Annotated in this window: 17 protein-coding genes; 7 read left to right on the top strand and 10 right to left on the bottom strand. The window is 71.3% G+C overall.

Annotated features, from left to right (window positions below; all coding sequences use genetic code 11):
* Positions 1-23: 23 nt before the first annotated feature.
* The 3 genes from M1203_RS25295 to M1203_RS25285 all read right to left on the bottom strand — a co-directional run bounded on the left by M1203_RS25295 (position 24) and on the right by M1203_RS25285 (position 3337).
* Positions 24-1661, bottom strand: a complete 1638-nt coding sequence (locus M1203_RS25295) for a transporter (RefSeq protein WP_249952097.1) — start codon at positions 1659-1661, stop codon at positions 24-26.
* Positions 1662-1663: 2 nt separating this feature from the next.
* Complete coding sequence (locus tag M1203_RS25290; RefSeq protein WP_249952096.1) at positions 1664-2563, bottom strand: ABC transporter ATP-binding protein; 900 nt, start codon at positions 2561-2563, stop codon at positions 1664-1666.
* A gap of 87 nt (positions 2564-2650) precedes the next feature.
* The gene (locus M1203_RS25285; RefSeq protein ID WP_249952262.1) at positions 2651-3337 is read right to left on the bottom strand and encodes a bifunctional DNA primase/polymerase; all 687 of its coding nucleotides are present in this window, start codon (positions 3335-3337) and stop codon (positions 2651-2653) included.
* A gap of 308 nt (positions 3338-3645) precedes the next feature.
* Between M1203_RS25285 and M1203_RS25280 the strand changes: the two genes are divergently transcribed.
* The gene (locus M1203_RS25280; RefSeq protein WP_249952095.1) at positions 3646-5028 is read left to right on the top strand and encodes a transcriptional regulator; all 1383 of its coding nucleotides are present in this window, start codon (positions 3646-3648) and stop codon (positions 5026-5028) included.
* Positions 5029-5286: 258 nt separating this feature from the next.
* On the opposite strand, the gene M1203_RS39255 is transcribed toward M1203_RS25280, so the two are convergent.
* Complete coding sequence (locus tag M1203_RS39255) at positions 5287-5835, bottom strand: hypothetical protein (RefSeq protein ID WP_374403945.1); 549 nt, start codon at positions 5833-5835, stop codon at positions 5287-5289.
* A gap of 9 nt (positions 5836-5844) precedes the next feature.
* Between M1203_RS39255 and M1203_RS25275 the strand changes: the two genes are divergently transcribed.
* Entirely contained in the window at positions 5845-7005 is a 1161-nt protein-coding gene (locus tag M1203_RS25275) for a hypothetical protein (RefSeq protein WP_374403943.1), read from the top strand.
* A gap of 14 nt (positions 7006-7019) precedes the next feature.
* Here M1203_RS25275 and M1203_RS25270 read toward each other — a convergent pair whose 3' ends face one another.
* Both M1203_RS25270 and M1203_RS25265 read right to left on the bottom strand, forming a co-directional pair.
* Positions 7020-7223 carry a hypothetical protein gene (locus M1203_RS25270; RefSeq protein ID WP_249952276.1) on the bottom strand — a complete coding sequence of 68 codons (204 nt, stop codon included), beginning with the start codon at positions 7221-7223 and terminating at the stop codon, positions 7020-7022.
* Complete coding sequence (locus M1203_RS25265; RefSeq protein ID WP_249952093.1) at positions 7220-7630, bottom strand: DUF6415 family natural product biosynthesis protein; 411 nt, start codon at positions 7628-7630, stop codon at positions 7220-7222. Before M1203_RS25265 ends, M1203_RS25270 begins: the two co-directional genes overlap by 4 nt.
* Before the next feature lie 201 nt (positions 7631-7831).
* Between M1203_RS25265 and M1203_RS25260 the strand changes: the two genes are divergently transcribed.
* Complete coding sequence (locus M1203_RS25260) at positions 7832-9106, top strand: transcriptional regulator (protein WP_249952092.1); 1275 nt, start codon at positions 7832-7834, stop codon at positions 9104-9106.
* Here the strand turns inward: M1203_RS25260 and M1203_RS25255 are convergent.
* Positions 9087-9749, bottom strand: a complete 663-nt coding sequence (locus M1203_RS25255; RefSeq protein WP_249952091.1) for an HAD family hydrolase — start codon at positions 9747-9749, stop codon at positions 9087-9089. The two genes, M1203_RS25260 and M1203_RS25255, sit on opposite strands and share 20 nt — an antisense overlap.
* A 103-nt stretch (positions 9750-9852) precedes the next feature.
* Positions 9853-11133 carry an ABC transporter substrate-binding protein gene (locus M1203_RS25250; protein WP_249952261.1) on the bottom strand — a complete coding sequence of 427 codons (1281 nt, stop codon included), beginning with the start codon at positions 11131-11133 and terminating at the stop codon, positions 9853-9855.
* Positions 11134-11307: 174 nt separating this feature from the next.
* Here M1203_RS25250 and M1203_RS25245 point away from each other — a divergent pair, with 174 nt between their 5' ends.
* Together M1203_RS25245 and purU are read left to right on the top strand one after the other, a co-directional pair.
* On the top strand, positions 11308-11754 hold the full coding sequence (locus M1203_RS25245) for a hypothetical protein (protein ID WP_249952090.1): 447 nt from the start codon (positions 11308-11310) through the stop codon (positions 11752-11754).
* A 121-nt stretch (positions 11755-11875) separates the two neighbouring features.
* On the top strand, positions 11876-12760 hold the full coding sequence (gene purU / locus M1203_RS25240) for a formyltetrahydrofolate deformylase (protein WP_249952089.1): 885 nt from the start codon (positions 11876-11878) through the stop codon (positions 12758-12760).
* 113 nt (positions 12761-12873) lie between these two features.
* On the opposite strand, the gene M1203_RS25235 is transcribed toward purU, so the two are convergent.
* Both M1203_RS25235 and M1203_RS25230 read right to left on the bottom strand, forming a co-directional pair.
* Positions 12874-14178 (bottom strand): maleylpyruvate isomerase N-terminal domain-containing protein, encoded by a 1305-nt coding sequence (locus tag M1203_RS25235; protein ID WP_249952088.1) that lies wholly within the window; start codon positions 14176-14178, stop codon positions 12874-12876.
* A complete protein-coding gene (locus M1203_RS25230) occupies positions 14175-14756 on the bottom strand; it encodes an RNA polymerase sigma factor (RefSeq protein WP_249952087.1) in 582 nt (193 codons plus the stop codon). The genes M1203_RS25235 and M1203_RS25230 overlap by 4 nt, the downstream gene beginning before the upstream one ends.
* Positions 14757-15068: 312 nt before the next feature.
* On the opposite strand from M1203_RS25230, the gene M1203_RS25225 reads away from it, so the two are divergent.
* Both M1203_RS25225 and M1203_RS25220 read left to right on the top strand, forming a co-directional pair.
* Entirely contained in the window at positions 15069-15443 is a 375-nt protein-coding gene (locus tag M1203_RS25225; protein WP_249952086.1) for an STAS domain-containing protein, read from the top strand.
* Positions 15444-15498: 55 nt separating this feature from the next.
* The gene (locus M1203_RS25220) at positions 15499-16011 is read left to right on the top strand and encodes an EF-hand domain-containing protein (RefSeq protein ID WP_249952085.1); all 513 of its coding nucleotides are present in this window, start codon (positions 15499-15501) and stop codon (positions 16009-16011) included.
* Positions 16012-16303: the final 292 nt, after the last annotated feature.

Below are 16303 nucleotides of genomic sequence, written 5' to 3'. Positions count from 1 at the left end.
GGGGGAGGGCGGCTCGGGCGCCGTCAGCCCTTGCTGACCGCCGTGAGGATCTCCGGCAGCCGCGCCGCTGTCCGCGGGGCCGCCAGCCGGAGACCGCCCGCCACCGCCAGGGCCCCGTACGCCGTACCGGCCGGGAGCAGCAGCCACGACCATTCGTCCGCGCCGGAGACATGGACCCAGATCGCCAGCGCCAGCACCGGCGCGCACAGCAGCGCCGCGCCGAGCATCCCGCCGAGGATCGAGATCCAGGCGAGCCCGGCCTGGCCGGGAGCGACGTTCTTGTAGCCGCTGTCCTGCGGTATCGAGTACGGGAAGCGCGCCGAGGCGATCGCGCCCGTCGCCAGCATCGCGCCGAGCAGCGCGAACGACAGCCCGAGCGCCTCGGGCAGGGCCTGCCAGTCGCCCAGCAGCGCCGCCGTGGCCACGGTCACCAGTGCCGAGTACGGCAGGGTGATCACCAGCAGCGCCAGCGCACGCGCACGCAGTTCGAGATAGGCGTCCCGCGTCGAGGAGATCGTCAGCGCCACCATCCAGAAGGCCGAGGTGTCCTGGCCGAACTGGTTGTACATCTGGATGCCGAGCATCCCGGCGGCGAAGCACGCGAAGTAGATCGTGCCCGTGCCCTGGAGCGCGTTGAACAGCGGCACGATCAGACCGATGGCCAGCGAGGTCACCCAGGCCGCCTTGGTCTTCGGGTCGCGCCACACATAGCGCAGACTGCGCAGCATCACCGTGCCCGTACGCCCCTCGGGCAGCAGCCGCCCCGGCTGCCACACCGACTCCTTGCGGGCCGGTTCCGCCGCCGCGAGCGTCGAGCCGTCCGGGGCGGTCATCAGCTTCACCAGCGACCGGCGCCACGCGTACAGCAGGGCCGCCAGCGCGGCCACCGTCAGCAGCAGCTGGGCCACGGCCCGCCCGTACGCGCCGTCGCCCACCGACTCCACCGCGCCCATCGCGGACGCGGGCGGGAGCCACCGTACGACCCGCGCCGCCGGATCGAGCGCGGCGAGCCCGCCCGCGTTCCCGAGCCGCTGGGCGCCGAAGTTGACGACCTGGATGCCCACCGCGATCACCAGACCGCTCAGGACGGCCAGATCGCGGCCCTTGCGCGAGGTCAGCAGCCGGATGTTGGCCGTGGCGACGGCGCGCGCCAGCGCGACGCACATGAGCAGAACCAGCGGTACGGCCAGGACCGAGACGGCCACCGACGCCGCGCCGTGCGCCGTCGCCGCCGCCGAGCCGACCGCCAGACAGAGCGTGAACAGCGGTCCGATCCCCACCAGCGACGCCGCGAGCAGCGCCCCGACCAGCGGTCGCGGGCGCAGCGGCAGCATCACCAGCCGGGTCGGGTCGAGCGTCTCGTCGCCGCCGGGGAAGAAGAGCGGCATCACGGCCCAGCCCAGTGCCAGCAGGGCGGTCAGCAGCACGACCAACGTGCCCGCGTGCTCGTTTCCGCGCAGCAGGAGGAGGCCGAGGAACTGCGCCCCGGCGAGGAGCAGCGCGAGGACCGCCGACGCGATGTACGCGACCGCCCGGCCCGACGACTGCCGCAGCCCGTTGCGCAGGAGGGAGAGCTTCAGCCGTACGAAGACGGGCGTGAGCGGAACGGACGCGGGCGGGAGGGTCCCGGCCGGGGCGGGCACCGGGTTGTTCTCGGCCATGTTCATCGCGCTCCGCCCAGCCAGTCCAGCGACTCCCCGGCGCCGCGTCCCTGCGCGCCCACCAGCTCCAGGAAGGCGTTCTGGAGGGAGGGCGCGTCACCCCGTACCTCTTCGAGGGTGCCCTGCGCGCGGATACGGCCCGCCACCATCACGGCGACCCAGTCGCACAGCGACTCGACCAGCTCCATCACATGGCTGGAGAAGACGACGGTCGCGCCCGAGTCCGTATAGCGCTCAAGGACGCCCCGGATCGTCTGCGCGGAGACCGGGTCGACGCCTTCGAACGGCTCGTCCAGGAAAAGCACCTGGGGATTGTGGAGCAGCGCTGCCGCGAGGCCGATTTTCTTTCGCATACCTGTCGAGTAGTCGACAACGAGTTTGTGCTGCGCGCCCGCCAGGTCCAATACATCGAGAAGCTGAGTGGCCCTTTTGTCGACTTCGGCGCCCGGCAGTCCTCGCAGTCGCCCGGTGTAGCCGAGGAGTTCCCGCCCGGAGAGCCGCTCGAAGAGCCTCAGCCCCTCCGGCAGGACCCCGATCCGCGCCTTGACCTCGACGGGGTCCCGCCAGACGTCGTGTCCGGCGACCCGTACCCGCCCCTGGTCGGGCCGGAGGAGGCCGGTGACCATGGACAGGGTCGTGGTCTTGCCCGCGCCGTTCGGTCCTACCAGGCCGATGAACTGGCCCGCGGGCAGTTCGAGGTCGATGCCGGCGACGGCGATGTGCTCGCCGAACCGCTTCCACAACCCTTCGACCTGGACGGCGGGCTCGGCGCGGGCGGCCCTCTCGGCCCCAGCGGCCCCCTCGGCCCCAGTGGCCCCCTCGGCCCCAGCGGCCCTCTCAGCCCCAGCGGCCCTCTCGGCCGGTGTCCGATCCCGTGCCTGGTCCCGTGCCTGGTCCGGCATCGCGCACCGCCTTTCGATGTCTCGTACAGATGTCCCCGTGCAGCTACGGGGACCACCTTAAGTACGAGCGCGACGCGGAGGCACCGCCTATGCGGGGCGGGCCCGCCGCGCGGCGGCCTCCCGTCCGCACGCGTACGCGAGGGGGCTCATCAGCTCCTCGACGTCCGGCAGCCAGCGGTTGGCCTGCGTGGGGTGGCGTGCCCACTGCACCGCGCCGCTGCCGCCGACCCGCGTCGGCGGTGCCGCCACGTACTCCCCCTCGCCCCGCGTGACCAGGTCGATCGCCTCGGGCGTCCAGCCCAGCCTCCGTACGAGATCGTTCACCTTGAGCACCGCCCCGGGCAGTACGAAGAACAGCATCCGCCGGTCCGGGGTGCGGGTCACCGGCCCGAGCGTCAGCTCCATACGCTCCATCCGGGCCAGCGCCAGGAAGCCGGCGGACTCCGGTACGTCGAGCGCGTCGAAGGTGCGTCCCGTCGGCAGCAGGACCGACGCCCCGGGCTGTTTCGACCAGAGTCTGCGCGCCGCGACCGCGCTGCCCGTCGCCTGGGCCGCCCAGTCGGGACCGGTCGCGTGCGCCCCCGGGGCAGGGCAGTCGGGTCGCTCGCACGAGCAGATCTCCCGGCCGTCCGCCGCCTCCAGCCAGGTACCGGGGAACACGTCCCAGTGCCGCTCTTCCGCGTACCGCACCGCGCTGTCCAGCAGCAGGTCGCCCCGCTGGTGAGGGATGTGCGCGGTGCCCGTCACTCCGATGGTCTCTTCCACGAACAGCACAACTACCGCCGCCACCACGGGTTACGGGGTGCCCGTTACCACGCCGGGGAACATCCGCCCTGCATGCGGGGCGCATGGATGCATGGGCGGGGGCGCGCGGGAAGGGGTGGGCCGGTAAGGGGGTAGCCACCCTCGGGGGTCAGACAACATATGGGCAACGCGGGCGGCACACGGGCGAGTCCCCTTGTGTTTACCGAAGCTTTCTGAAATTCCTCGAATTTTTCCGTTATCACCGAACATGTGCATTCTTTGCATATGTGACGGGCAGTGTTCAGTGAGCTGATCACTGCGGCCACAGGGGGTATCCATTGGCAGCCAGACCACTCGTCGCGCGCCAGCCGAACGAACGGCTCCAGGCGCTCATTCAGGAGGCGGGGTGTTCCAATGCCGGGCTCGCCCGGCGCGTCAACATGGTGGGCGCGGAGCGCGGGTTGGACTTGCGCTACGACAAGACCTCGGTGGCGCGCTGGTTACGGGGACAGCAGCCGCGTGGCCGGGCCCCGGGCGTCATCGCCGAGGCGCTGGGCCGGAAGCTGGGCCGTACGGTCACGATCGACGAGATCGGGATGGCGAACGGCAAGAATCTGGCCTCGGGGGTCGGCCTGCAGTTCTCGCCCACTGTCATGGGCGCGATCGAGCAGGCCTGTGAGCTGTGGCGCAGCGACGTGGGCCGCCGTGACTTCCTCTCCGGCTCGGCGGTGGCGTCCTCGGCGCTCGTCGAACCCAGCAGGGACTGGCTGATCACGGGCGCGGACCCGGCCGTCGCGCGCAACACCGGTGCGCGGGTGGGGGATTCGGATGTCGAGGCGGTACGGGCCATGACCGTGGCCCTCATCGATCTGGACCACCGTTTCGGCAGCGGCCATGTACGTCCGGTCGTCGTCCACTATCTGAACAGCGTGGTCTCGGGCCTGCTCTCCGGTTCGTACCGGGAGTCGGTCGGCCGGCGGCTCTTCGCGGCGGTCTCCCGACTGACCGAGCTGGCCGGTTATATGGCGATCGACACCGGTCAGCCGGGTCTCGCCCAGCGCTACTACATCCAGGCGCTGCGGCTGGCCCAGGCGTCCGGGGACCGCGGCTACGGCGGCTATGTGCTGGCCGCGTCGATGAGCCATCTCGCGGCCCAGCTCGGGAATCCGCGCGAGATCGCGCAGTTGGCGCGGGCGGCGCAGGAAGGGGCGCGTGGTCAGGTGGCGCCGCGGGCGCAGGCCATGTTCTACGCGGCCGAGGCCCGGGGGCACGCGCTGATGGGCGACGGCCGCACCTGCGAGGCGGTCGTCGGCCGGGCGATCACCGCGCTGGAGCGCTCGGGCGACGCCTCGGGCGACGACCCGGACTGGATCACGCATTTCGATCAGGCCTATCTCGCCGACGAGTTGGCGCACTGCTACCGCGATCTGGGCCGGCCGGAGGCGGCGGCCCGGCATGCCGAGGACTCGCTGGCGGGCCATCCCGAGTCCCGGGCCAGGCGGCGGGCGATCGGGTTCGTCCTGCTGGCCACCTCCCAGGTCCAGCAGCGGGAGGTCGAGGAGGCGTGCCGGACGGGCACACGCGCGGTGGAGCTGCTGGGCACGCTGCGCTCCAGCCGGGGCGCGGAGTATCTCGACGATCTCCAGCAGCGGCTGGAGCCGTATGCCAACGAGCCCGCGGTGCGGGAGTTCGGGGCGCGACTGGAGATCCACGCGGCGTGACGGCGCCAGGTCCTGCCCGGTCGGTCTTCGTGGCGCACGAGGGCCGACCGGACAGGACCTGGCGGAGCCCTGAGCGGGTGGCGCCGTGTGGGCGCCGTGGGGGGTGCGTGGGGTTGGCGTGAGGGTGATCAAGTCCGGGGCGGTGCGGGTGAATTCGGACCCGTAGTCAGCGTCTTGGGAGGATGAGTTGTTACAGGGCCGACGCGCGTGGCAGTGGCCGCGATTCACCCGGTAGCGTGAGCCGACGATTCGGTAGGTCTACACGTTCCACACGTAGGAGTCCTGGTGACGCACAGCGGACAAGGGGATGAGCCGCAGCACCCCGCCGCTCGCCCCGCGCACGAAGGCGTAGTGCTGCCCAGCGACGGCAGCGGGCCCTGGGTTCCCGGCTCGGCCGCGGACCAGGACCGGGTCGTGCCGACCGGCGGGCAGCCGTGGGGAGGGCCCTGGGGCCCCCAGGACGGCGGCCAGGAGCAGCCCGGGTACGGCGGCGGCGCGCCGTCGGCCCCGCAGGGCGTACCGCAGTCGTACGGAGGGACCTACGGGCAGTCGTACGGGCAGCCGTACGAGCCGCAGCAGGGGCAGCAGGGACAGCAGGCGCCCGGCCAGCAGGCCTTCGGTCAGCCGGCCCCGGGTCAGCCTGGCCCGGGACAGCCTGGCCCGGGACAGCCGTACGCGCCGTACCAGCAGTATCCGCAGGGGCAGCAGCTTCCACCGGAACAGCAGCCTCCGCTTCCGCCGGGGCAGCAGCTTCCGCCCGCGCAGTCGGGGCCCCTGCCGCAGCCGCTTCCCCCGGCGCAGCCCCATGCGCAGCCCTTGCCGCTGCCCGCCGAGGCGCCCGCGCCCGGCAGCGCGGACGCGACGCAGTATCTGCCGCCGGTGCCCGCGATGGGGGACTCGGACGCCACGCAGTTCATCGCGCCGGTCCCGCCGGGCCCCGGCATGCTGCCGCCGGAGAGCGCCGCGGAGGCCACGCAGTATCTGCCGTCCGCCGCGCCGCCCCCGCATGGCTCGGACGCGGAAGCCACGCAGTTCATCGCGCCCGTCCCGGCCGCACCTCCCGGGGCCCCGTACGGCATCCGGCCCGGCGCTCCCGGCGACCGGCAGCCGCCCGCGGAGTTCGACAACCTCTTCCGTACGGACGGGCCGGGCGGGGAGCAGGGCACGGAGTCGACGCAGCAGATGCCCCAGTTCGACGCGGGCCGGGACGCGGGGCCGCCGCGGCAGCGCGGGCCGTACGGCTACCCGCACCCGCCGGTCCAGCACCAGCCACCGCAGGGCCCGCCCCAGGGATCCCCCCAGGGACCGTCCCAGGCGCGGTCCCAGGCCCGGGGCGCCGGCCGCCGCAAGTCGTCCCGCGCGCCCATGATCGCGGCCGTCGTCGTCGGCTGCGCCGCGCTCGGCCTGGGCGCGGGCGCGCTGATGAGCAGCGGCGGCGACGCGCCCCAGGGCGACGACAGCAAGACGGTGGCGTCGGCGAGTTCGCCCAGCACGGAACCCTCCACCCAGGCCGCCCCCGACCCGGTGAAGCAACAGGCCGAGGCGCTCGACAAGCTCCTCGCGGACAGCAACAGCAGCCGGTCGACGGTCATCAGCGCGGTCGAGGACATCAAGTCCTGCGACAACCTGGACCAGGCGGCCACCGACCTGCACGGGGCGGCCGAGCAGCGCAGGGGACTGGTGACCAAGCTGGAGGCGCTGACGCTCGACAAGCTGCCGAACCACACCGAACTGACGACCTCCCTCACCGACGCCTGGCAGGCCTCCGCCTCGGCGGACGACCACTACGCGGCATGGGCCAAGCAGACCAAGGGCAAGAAGGGCTGCAAGGACGGCCAGGCACGCACCACCTCGCAAGCGGCCAAGGCGAACCAGGCGAGCGGCGAGGCCACGGCGGCGAAGCAGAAGGCGTCGGGCCTGTGGAACAGCATCGCGAAGCAGTACGGCCTGACGGAGCGCGCCCCGACACAGCTGTAGCCCTGGGCGGCGCCTCACCGCCCGCCGACGCCGTCCGGGCCGCCAGGGTCGTCCGGGTCGCCGGTTACCGACCCGGCGCCCGGCGAACAGCCGCCGGGAAGCCCGCTCCCCGCGATCGGATCCCCGCGCCACAGCAGCGTCACCCCGTGCTCGTGGCAGTAGGCGCCGGTCTCGTCCTCGTACGGGAAGTCATGGCCCCCCTTGACGCACCCCGTCACCGTGCCGACTCCGCTCCGGTGAGGTCGGAGGCATGGCGCTCCAGAAGCCACTGGCAGTCGAGCGCGAGCAGCCGCACCTGAACGTGCGTCGCCAGAACTCCGTCGCCGAGTTCTTCCCCCGCATGGCGCTGGATGCTGTCCAGGCGGGCGGTCAGCCGGTACCAGTCGGTGCCCCCGCGCCAGAGCCGGTCGGCTCCGGATCGTGCGACGGGGAGCAGTTCGCCGATGTGCGCACGGAGGGCCGCGGCCAACTCGGCCAACTCGTCGCGCGTACGCGTCCCGGAGCCGACCTGCCGGGCGCGGTCGATGGTTCTCTGCCACTGGGCGATGGCTCGGTCCGCTCCCTCTGGGGCGGCTCCTGCGTCAGGAGTGCTGCGTGGCAACGGTGTTGTGCCGGTCCCGGCCATGGTCATGGCTCCTCGTTGTCAGGGTGTCGCTAGATCGGTGCCCGATCAGCGTGGCTCCGTCTGCCGCACCAGACGAGGCCTCTCGAAGGACTTGGGGACGGCGGTTAGAGGACCTTCTTTGCACTTTCGGGTGATGCGGCGACATGAAGAGGGCCTGGTGCGAGACTGCAAGTCCCATCTGTTCGGCGCTGGAGGCAGAGCGTGTCGCGACCAACAGGCAATATCAGGCTCAAGTCCGCCCGGGTGGCGGCCGGCTACAACTCGCAGCAGGCACTGGCCGATGCCCTGACGGAGGCGGCCAAGGGGCTGGGAATCCGCGGCCTGGCGATCGGGGTCCGGCAGGTGCGCCGCTGGGAGTCCGCGAATCCCCCCTGGCCGCAGCCGGATTGTCAGCGTGTACTGACGCACATGCTGGGCCAGGACATGGAGTCCTTGGGATTCACTCCACCCTGGGAAGCCACCACCGAGAGCCCGGATCGCGTACGCCGGAATCTGATCACGACCACCGTGGCCGCCGTCGGCCTCGCGGCCGTCCCGATGCAGACGGCCTTGGCCGTGCAACCGGCCAGCGTGGCAGCCGATTTCACGGCGGTGACCCGTTCGCACCGACGCCTGTACTGGTCAGTGGCCCCCGCCACGCTGTACCCGTCGGCGGCCGCGCATGCCTCTCTGGGCTGCGCGTTGCTCCCCGAGACCGCAGGGCAGACGCGGAAGCTGATTGCCGCCGCGTTGTCCGAGACATGGTTGCTCGTCGGACGTATCGAGTTCTTCGACTTGCGTGAACCGGACCGGGCGAGCGACACGCTGCTGCGAGCGTTGCAGGCGGCGGGGGAGGCGGATGACCCCCTGCTCGGGTCCGCCGTTCTCGCGCACACCGCGTTCATTCCGGGGTGGGAGGGACGGCGTGATGATGCCCTGGAGCGCATGGTGGCGGCACGTACCTACGCCCGACGTGGGCAGGCGTCGGCGGAGTTCGAAGCGTGGCTGGACGCGGTCGAGGCCGAGTGCGAGACGCGCTGTGGAAACAGCAGGACCGCGCTCAATCTGATCCGGCACGGCGAGGACACCATCGCCGCGGGGTCGCATCATCCCAATCCGGAGTGGATGGACTGGTTCGGCCCGGCCCGCCTGGCGGCGTTCAAAGGCAACACCCAGCTCAAGGCGGGGCACGTGCCGCAGGCCCGCGCCACTCTTCTCGCTGTACTGGACGAGCTGTCGCCCGGGGACGCCAAACAGGCCACGGTCGTTCTCGGCGACCTGGCCGCCGCTGAGGCGGCGGCGGGGAATCCCGGGGAATCCTGCCAGTACGCGATCCGCGCCCTCGACCAGTTGGCCATCACGTGGTACGCGACCGGAATGGAGCGGGTGCGGGAGGTACGGAAGTCGCTCGCGCCGTGGCAGCACGAGCCCTGTGTCCGGGAGCTCGACGACCGGCTGTACAGCTGGTCGACGACGGTCAGCGCTCTTGCGCGCTGAGCTTGGCGATCTGCTCGGGCAGTTCGGTGAGGCTGTCGATCCGCAGGGTCGGCAGCCTCTTCGCCTCCTCGGTTCCCCACTGGACGGTGGCCCACGGACCGCGTCGGATCAGCGCCGTGCGCATGCCCGCCGTGAGGGCGGGACGGATGTCGTTGTCGAGGCGGTCACCGACGTAGAGGATCTCTTCGTTCCCGAAGGGCACGGCGTCGGCGACGCGAACGAAGAACTCCGGGTCAGGCTTGCTCGCGCCCCAGTCGTCGGAGGTGCCGATCAGGTCGACATCGTCCGCGAACAGCTCGCGGAGGATGCCACCGGCCCGAACGGTCTGATTGCCCGCGATGCCGAGCCACTGCCCGTCCGCCCGCAGTTGGGCGAGGGCGGGGCGGACGTCGGGGTACAGGTCACTCTCGTCGAAGTGCTCGGGCCGGCCGGCCCTGGCGCGCGCCTCACGCTGCTCGTACAGATCGAATCCGGGCCGGAACTCCTGGAAGACTTCGCGGTAGTCGCGGCCCTGGGCGATCACGGCGCCGAACATGGCGGCGAAGGTGTGACGGGGGACCCCGAGCCAATCGGCCCAGGTGCCGTACTCCCGGGTCTCGTCCACCAGACATTCACCCACGTCGAAGACCACCGCGCGAATCATGGTCGCGAGTGTATGGCTCGCTACACCTGGGCGCGCTCACTCCGCCGAGCCGGGTGGAGCCGGGGGCCGGGGACCCGTGAACACCGCCCCCGGCCGGACAGACCTAGTGCGAGCCGTTCAGTGTCTGGCCCACGTTCACGAAGCCCTTCTTCTCCGCCACCAGCCTTCCGTCGCGCACCACTTGGAACGTCACGTTCCCGTTCACGATCCGCGGGAAGCCCGGTGTGCCCAGCATGTCCTCGTAGCGCCAGCGCAGGGGCGGGGTCAGGCCGCCCGTGTCGACGCGTACGCCGCGGTCCAGGGTGTCCGCGATCTTGCCCGCGGTGATCGTTTCGCTGTTGATCGTCTCGACCACCGCCTTGAGGGCGGTGTACGCGATCCAGGTGGTCTGGGCGCCCGGGTCGGCCGGGTCGATATCGTTGTCGCTGAAGGCGAACTTGTCGATCACGTCGCGCATCGGCTTCCACGCCGGGTCGCTCGTCACCGGGTACCAGCCGGTGAGGTACGCCCCCTCGAAGGGGCCGTTCTTGCCGCCCGTGCGGTTGATCAACGGCTGGCCGACGCTGCCGAGGACCGAGGAGACGCGGATGTCGAGGCCGTCCTCGGGGAGGCGGCGATAGGAGTCGAAGAAGGTCTCCGTGCGGTCGCCGAGCACCGCGGTGACACAGCCCTCGTCCTCGGCGCTCTCGCGGGCGCGGGCCGCCTGGCCGGTGTAGTCGGTGGCGTCCTCCGCCGCGCGGATGTCGGTGACCGGGCCGCGATCGCCCTTGGCCAGGCCCGAGTTGAGCAGTTCTGGCAGATCGTCGCCCGAGATCGTGTCGGGCCGCACCAGCGCGGTCTTCTCGCAGTTACGGGCCAGTTGGAGGCCGCTGCCCGCGAGCAGCGCGGCCTGGCCGCCGTTGACGGGGTAGGAGAGGAAGCTCGTGAACTCCTCCTCGGTGACGCCGTATCCGCCGATGTACGGGATCGACGCGGCCTCCAGCGGCGCCATGAACTCGCGGCCGTGCTGGCTGTACGAGCCGACGACCGCGACTGCCTTCTCCTTCACCGCCCGGCGCGCGCACTCGGCGGCGCCCGCGCTGTCGTTGCGCTCGTTGCAGGTCAGCACGCGCAGCTCGTGGCCGTCGATGCCGCCGGACGCGTTGACCCAGCGGGCGTACGCCTTGGCCATGGCGGGCATACCGGGCAGATTCGTGGCATTCGTGCCGACCGGCGCCCAGGTCATGACCGTGACGGGCTCCCTGGAGCCCCCCGACCCGCCAGGGAGAACGCCACAGCCGGTCAGGAGGGGAAGGAGCGCGGCCCCGGCCGCCGTCATACAAAGGGCGCGGATCACGCCGGACTGGAAGGGGCGGAGGGAGGAGGAGCGTCGCCAACCGGTCATAGTCATGCACACTTCCGCCCTCCGAGTAACACCGGAGTGAGCATGGTTCAACGTTGAGTGTCCTGGAGGTGAATTACAGGGGCCCGATCGCACGCTCCCGTGCGGAACGTAAAGTCGTGGACTGTGCAGCAAGGTTCCGAGAACTCTTCCCGTCGTGCCCGTCGCTCCCCCACCATGGGCGGCATGCCGCTCAATGACATGCCGTGGTGGCGCTGGCGCAGCAATGTGCGCTCGGCGCTGCACATGCTTTCCGATCCCGTCTTCCACCAGGAGTACTGGCTGGCCGGCCTGGAGGGGTACGGCGACGTCACCGACGCCGTCTACCGGCTGGTCGAGGACACCTGGCTGGACAACTGGTCCGCCGAGAAATACGTCGGCACGATCTTCCGCGACTCGGGCGAGGCCGCCCTCGTCGATCTCGCCGTGCTCCGGGTGCTGCGCATCATGCACCAGGTCGGTGCGGACGCGCCCGTCTCCGCCTATCTGGAGCACCATGGCTGGCCGGAGGCGGTACGGGCGGCCCGCGAGGCGCACGTACGGCTGGCGACGAGCGACGGGGACGATCCGGACGTCCTTCCGACCTCGCTGGATGTGCTGCGGATCATGACGCGGTCCGCCTGACCTCGCCATGACATGGTGACATCACTCGGTGTCACCCGCGCGGCACCGGCGGCACCGGCGCAATGTCCACGTACTGGCCGAATCCGGGGCGCGCGGGACAGATGTGGGATCCTCTGGGGTCATGACCATCGAGACGCCGCCACCCGTCGCCCCGCCGTCCGATCAGTACGTGCTCACGCTCTCCTGCCCGGACAAACAGGGCATCGTGCACGCCGTGTCGAGCTATCTCTTCATGACCGGCTGCAACATCGAGGACAGCCAGCAGTTCGGGGACCACGACACGGGTCTCTTCTTCATGCGGGTGCACTTCTCGGCGGACGCGCCGGTGACCGTGGAGAAGCTACGCGCGAGCTTCGCCGCCATCGGTGATTCGTTCCGGATGGAGTGGGCGATCCACCGCGCGGACGAGCGGATGCGGATCATCCTCATGGTCAGCAAGTTCGGCCACTGCCTGAACGATCTGCTCTTCCGGGCGAGTATCGGCGCGCTGCCGGTGGACATCGCGGCGGTCGTCTCGAACCATACGGACTTCGCCGATCTGGCCGCCTCGTACGACATCCCGTTCCACCACATCCCGGTGACCAGGGACACCAAGGCGGCGGCCGAGGCCGAGCTGCTGGAGCTGGTCCGCGCGGAGCGGGTGGAGCTGGTGGTGCTCGCCCGCTACATGCAGGTCATCTCGGACGATCTGTGCAAGCAGCTGAACGGCCGGATCATCAATATCCACCACTCCTTCCTCCCGAGCTTCAAGGGCGCCAAGCCGTACCACCAGGCGCACGCGCGCGGGGTGAAGCTGATCGGCGCGACGGCGCACTACGTGACCGCCGATCTCGACGAGGGGCCGATCATCGAGCAGGAGGTCGAGCGGGTCGGCCACCAGGTCACGCCCGCGCAACTCGTCGCGATCGGCCGGGACGTGGAGTGCCAGGCGCTGGCGCGCGCGGTGAAGTGGCACGCGGAGCACCGGATCCTGCTCAACGGGCACCGCACCGTCGTCTTCGACTGAGTGGGCGGGCCGGGCGGGCCGGGCGGGCAGGTCCGGCCGGGCTCACCGGGCTCACCGGGTCCACTGAGTTCAAGGACTGCAAGGATCGAGCGGTCGGTTCCGACCGTGGGGCCTCAGAGACGGCTCATCGTGGCCGCCGCGCACAGCACATCCCTGATCGCCTCACGGTCACCCTCCTGACCCGCCGCCGCGTCCTCCGGCGAGACCCGCCCGGCCACCAGCTGGCAGAACTCGACGCCGTCCAGCGCGACATGCGCCACGGAGCGCTCGCGCGAGCCCACCGCCGCCGGTGAGTCGAGCGCGATGAACCAGTCGCCGCCGCCCGCGCCCTCGATCTCCAGTCGCAGCGAGCGGCCGGGCGACCCCGCCGTCACCAGCTCACGGGCCGGTCCCGCGAGACCGCTCCGGCGGCGGATGGCGAGCGCGGCGGGCAGCAGCCGCGTCGCCAGATCGATCATCTCGCGCAGATGGCCGCCGCTGGGCGGCTTGTACGGGTAGTCCACCGCGTCCGCGATGTCCGCGCCGTGCACCCAGCACTCGAAGGCGCGGTCGAGCAGCGCGTCGCGCAGGGGCAGCGCGAAGAACCCGTACGACACGGAGAGTTCGGCGACCCCGCGGCCGGCGAAGGACACCGTTCTGATGAGGGTGTGGCTCTGCTCGCGCCAGGGCTCGTGGATGGTGCGGGTCGGCGGCGGCTTCGCGCCCCGCCAGAAGCTCTCCGTACGCTCGGTGGGGTGGACGGGCGCGTCGGAGCCGAGCGGGTCGTCGAGACCGAGGGAGGCGGCGACCAGGCCGTCGACGGTCATCAGATGGCCGATCACCCCGGCGACGGTCGTCCGGCGGGAGACGGCTCCCTCGTCCTCGTACCACTTGAGCCGTACGGGCGTGTGCCACTCGGCGTCGCCGATGTCCCGCAGGAGCGCGTCGAGCCGCGCGGTCTCGGCGTCGTAGGCGGCGGCCCAGCCGGGCACCGGGACACGGGCGGGCCGGCGGCCGAGGGCGTTCTCCAGTACGCGGGAGCGCAGCAGCGGATCGAGGTCCAGGTTTCCGTCGGCGTGCAGCAGGCCCACGGCGTCGCGCAGCCGAAGCGCCTCGTCCGCGCAGGGGGCGCATTCGGTGAGATGCGCCTCGACGAGCGCGGTCTCCTCGGCGGAGCAGGCGCTCAGCGCCCAGGCCCCGAGCAGCGACATGAGCACTTTGTGCGACAGCGGCTCGGCGGCGGGCATCACGCCACCCGGTGCCGTCACGCCGCCCGGCTCCGTAACGCTGCCGGGTGCTGTCATGTCGTCCGGTGCTGTCAGGTCGTCCGGTTCCGTCATGTCGTCCGGCGCCGTCCTCGGTGCCGGGATATGGAGGAAGGCCGTCGGCTCGTCCGGCTCGCGACCTTCATGGGAGCCGCCGTCCAGAGGGCCGGTCACAAGGAACGTCCGCTTCCCGGCGGCGACGAGCCGGTCCGGGCTTGGGTGTTGGCCGTGGAGAGCAGTTGCAGCCCGAGCCGCAGCCGGCGGCGTGCCTCGTCCTCCGTGACACCGAGGTCCGCCGCGGTCTGGCGGTAGTCCCTGCGCTGGAAGTACGCCAGCTCCAGCGCGTCCCACAGGGGCGCCGGCATCGACCTGACTATGTAGTCCGCCCGCGCGGCCACCGAGACCTGGCTTATCTTCTGCTCCAGCTCCTCCGCCGAACCCTCGCCGCGCGCCTCGTACGCCTCCGCTTCCGTACGCCGGAGCCGCTGCACGGCCAGCCGCTGTGTGACTTTCGCCACCCACGAGCGTATGGAGCCCTGTTTGGGGTCGTACGTGTCCGGGTTCTCCCAGACATGACCGAAGACCTCGCGGGTGATCCGGTTCGCCGCGTCGTCGTCGTCGAGCACCCGGTGGGCCAGGCCGTGCACCAGCGACGCGTAACGGTCGTACAGCTCACCGAGAGCCGCCGCCTCGCCCCGCGACAACCGCTGGTGCATCCTGCGGTCCCACCGGGGCGGTGTGTCCTTCGCCATGCGACCCCCAGCCCTGTTCCTCCGTGCGCCTGCCTGTGCCTCTGTCCGTGCCCCTGCCCCTGTCCACCATCATGTCGAAGCCCGCCGGCGGCCACCATTGGCCATCGTTCCTTCGAATGTAGTGGGCGCCGCCGACAACGCACTCCCCTTTGCCCAAGTGCGCCCCCGAGGCGCTCCTGCGGGCCCGGCGCGGGGGCGTTGGGGGGCGGAGTGAGGTTTCACAACGTTTCGCGAGGGCGCGGCGGGGCAGTGGCGGGATGAGGAACGGCAACTTCCGGATCAGCCCAGGAACCCGACGAAAGGTCCAGGCGCGTGACGCTCAAGATGGAGGAGTCCGAGCAGGGCCGGTGGACCGTGCTGCACATCACCGGCGAGCTGGATCTCATGACATCGCCCGAGGTCCGCCAGCGGGTCCACGACGCGGTGGCCGCCGGGCGCCACGCGCTCGTGCTCGATCTCTCCCAGGTGTTCTTCTGCGACTCCAGCGGGGTCGGCGTACTGATCGCCGCACGCAGACTGCTCCACTCCTGCGGGGGCAGGCTCCACGTCATCCTGCCCGCCCGTGGCGCCGAGGCGGGTTCGCATGTCAACCGGGTGCTGGCCGCGCTGGGCGTACGCCGTCTCTTCGAGGTCTACCCGGACGTGCCCGCGGCCGTCGACGACGCGGTCCAGCCGCTTTCGGCATAGCGGTTCCGCGCGTAAGGGGTCACATCGCGCCCCCCGGCCGTCGTACGCTCCGGGGATGGACAGCGCAGAGTACGAGGCCAAGATCGCCTCACGGTTCGCAGCCTTCGATCAGGACGGCAGCGGGTACATCGACCGCGAAGACTTCAGCGGAGCGGCGGCGGCGCTGCTCGCCGAGTTCGGTACGACGGCACGCTCCGACAAGGGACAGGCGCTCTACAGCGGGGCCGAGGCGTTCTGGCAGGGCATGGCCGGGATCGCGGATGTGGACGGCGACCAGCGGGTCAGCAGGCAGGAGTTCGTCACCGGCGCGGTGAAGCGGCTGCGGGACAACCCCGAGCGGTTCGCGGAGATCGCCCGCCCGTTCCTGCGTGCCGCGATCGCCGTGGCGGACGAGGACGGCGGCGGGGTCACCCGCGCGTCGGCCGAGCGCGCGCTACGGGTGCTCGGTGTCGAGCAGGAGGCGGCGGCCCAGGTGGCGGCGGAGCTCGACGTGGACCACGACGGCAGGATCCATGAAGGAGAGATCCTGTCCGGCTTCGCGGCGTACTACGTGACGCCGGAGCCCTGATGAGCGTCCCGGGGCCGGTGGGCCGGCCCCGGGTGCGGTGACCCCTCCGGGGCGCGGTGACTTCCCCGGGGCACGGCGGGGCGACTCCCCACACACGAACTTCCCCTCATGAACTCCGCACTCGTGGAAGGGGAAAGCCCTGGCCCCAGCGCTCCGAACGCGTCACCGTCCGTGGCCGAAACATGGCGCCCGAGGTCGATACCGGGTTGTGTCCTGGCGGCGGGCCGTCACAGGCCGGAGTCGTGTCCGCCCTCCGGTACGCTCCGTGGGGTGCGAGAGGTTGCGAGGCGCG

Source organism: Streptomyces sp. 35G-GA-8 (genome assembly GCF_023534745.1).
Lineage (GTDB): Bacteria > Actinomycetota > Actinomycetes > Streptomycetales > Streptomycetaceae > Streptomyces.
The sequence above is the reverse complement of the archived record's forward strand: the minus strand, read 5'-3'. Positions and strand labels throughout refer to the sequence as shown.

Coding starts and splice junctions, on each gene's coding strand:
- M1203_RS25295 (WP_249952097.1), bottom strand. CDS start 1,661: ATGGCCGAGAACAACCCGGTGCCCGCCCCGGCCGGGACCCTCCCGCCC.
- M1203_RS25290 (WP_249952096.1), bottom strand. CDS start 2,563: ATGCCGGACCAGGCACGGGACCAGGCACGGGATCGGACACCGGCCGAG.
- M1203_RS39255 (WP_374403945.1), bottom strand. CDS start 5,835: ATGGGGCTGCGCCGGGGGAAGCGGCTGCGGCAGGGGCCCCGACTGCGC.
- M1203_RS25265 (WP_249952093.1), bottom strand. CDS start 7,630: ATGGCCGGGACCGGCACAACACCGTTGCCACGCAGCACTCCTGACGCA.
- M1203_RS25255 (WP_249952091.1), bottom strand. CDS start 9,749: ATGATTCGCGCGGTGGTCTTCGACGTGGGTGAATGTCTGGTGGACGAG.
- M1203_RS25250 (WP_249952261.1), bottom strand. CDS start 11,133: ATGACCGGTTGGCGACGCTCCTCCTCCCTCCGCCCCTTCCAGTCCGGC.
- M1203_RS25245 (WP_249952090.1), top strand. CDS start 11,308: ATGGGCGGCATGCCGCTCAATGACATGCCGTGGTGGCGCTGGCGCAGC.
- purU (WP_249952089.1), top strand. CDS start 11,876: ATGACCATCGAGACGCCGCCACCCGTCGCCCCGCCGTCCGATCAGTAC.
- M1203_RS25230 (WP_249952087.1), bottom strand. CDS start 14,756: ATGGCGAAGGACACACCGCCCCGGTGGGACCGCAGGATGCACCAGCGG.
- M1203_RS25220 (WP_249952085.1), top strand. CDS start 15,499: ATGGACAGCGCAGAGTACGAGGCCAAGATCGCCTCACGGTTCGCAGCC.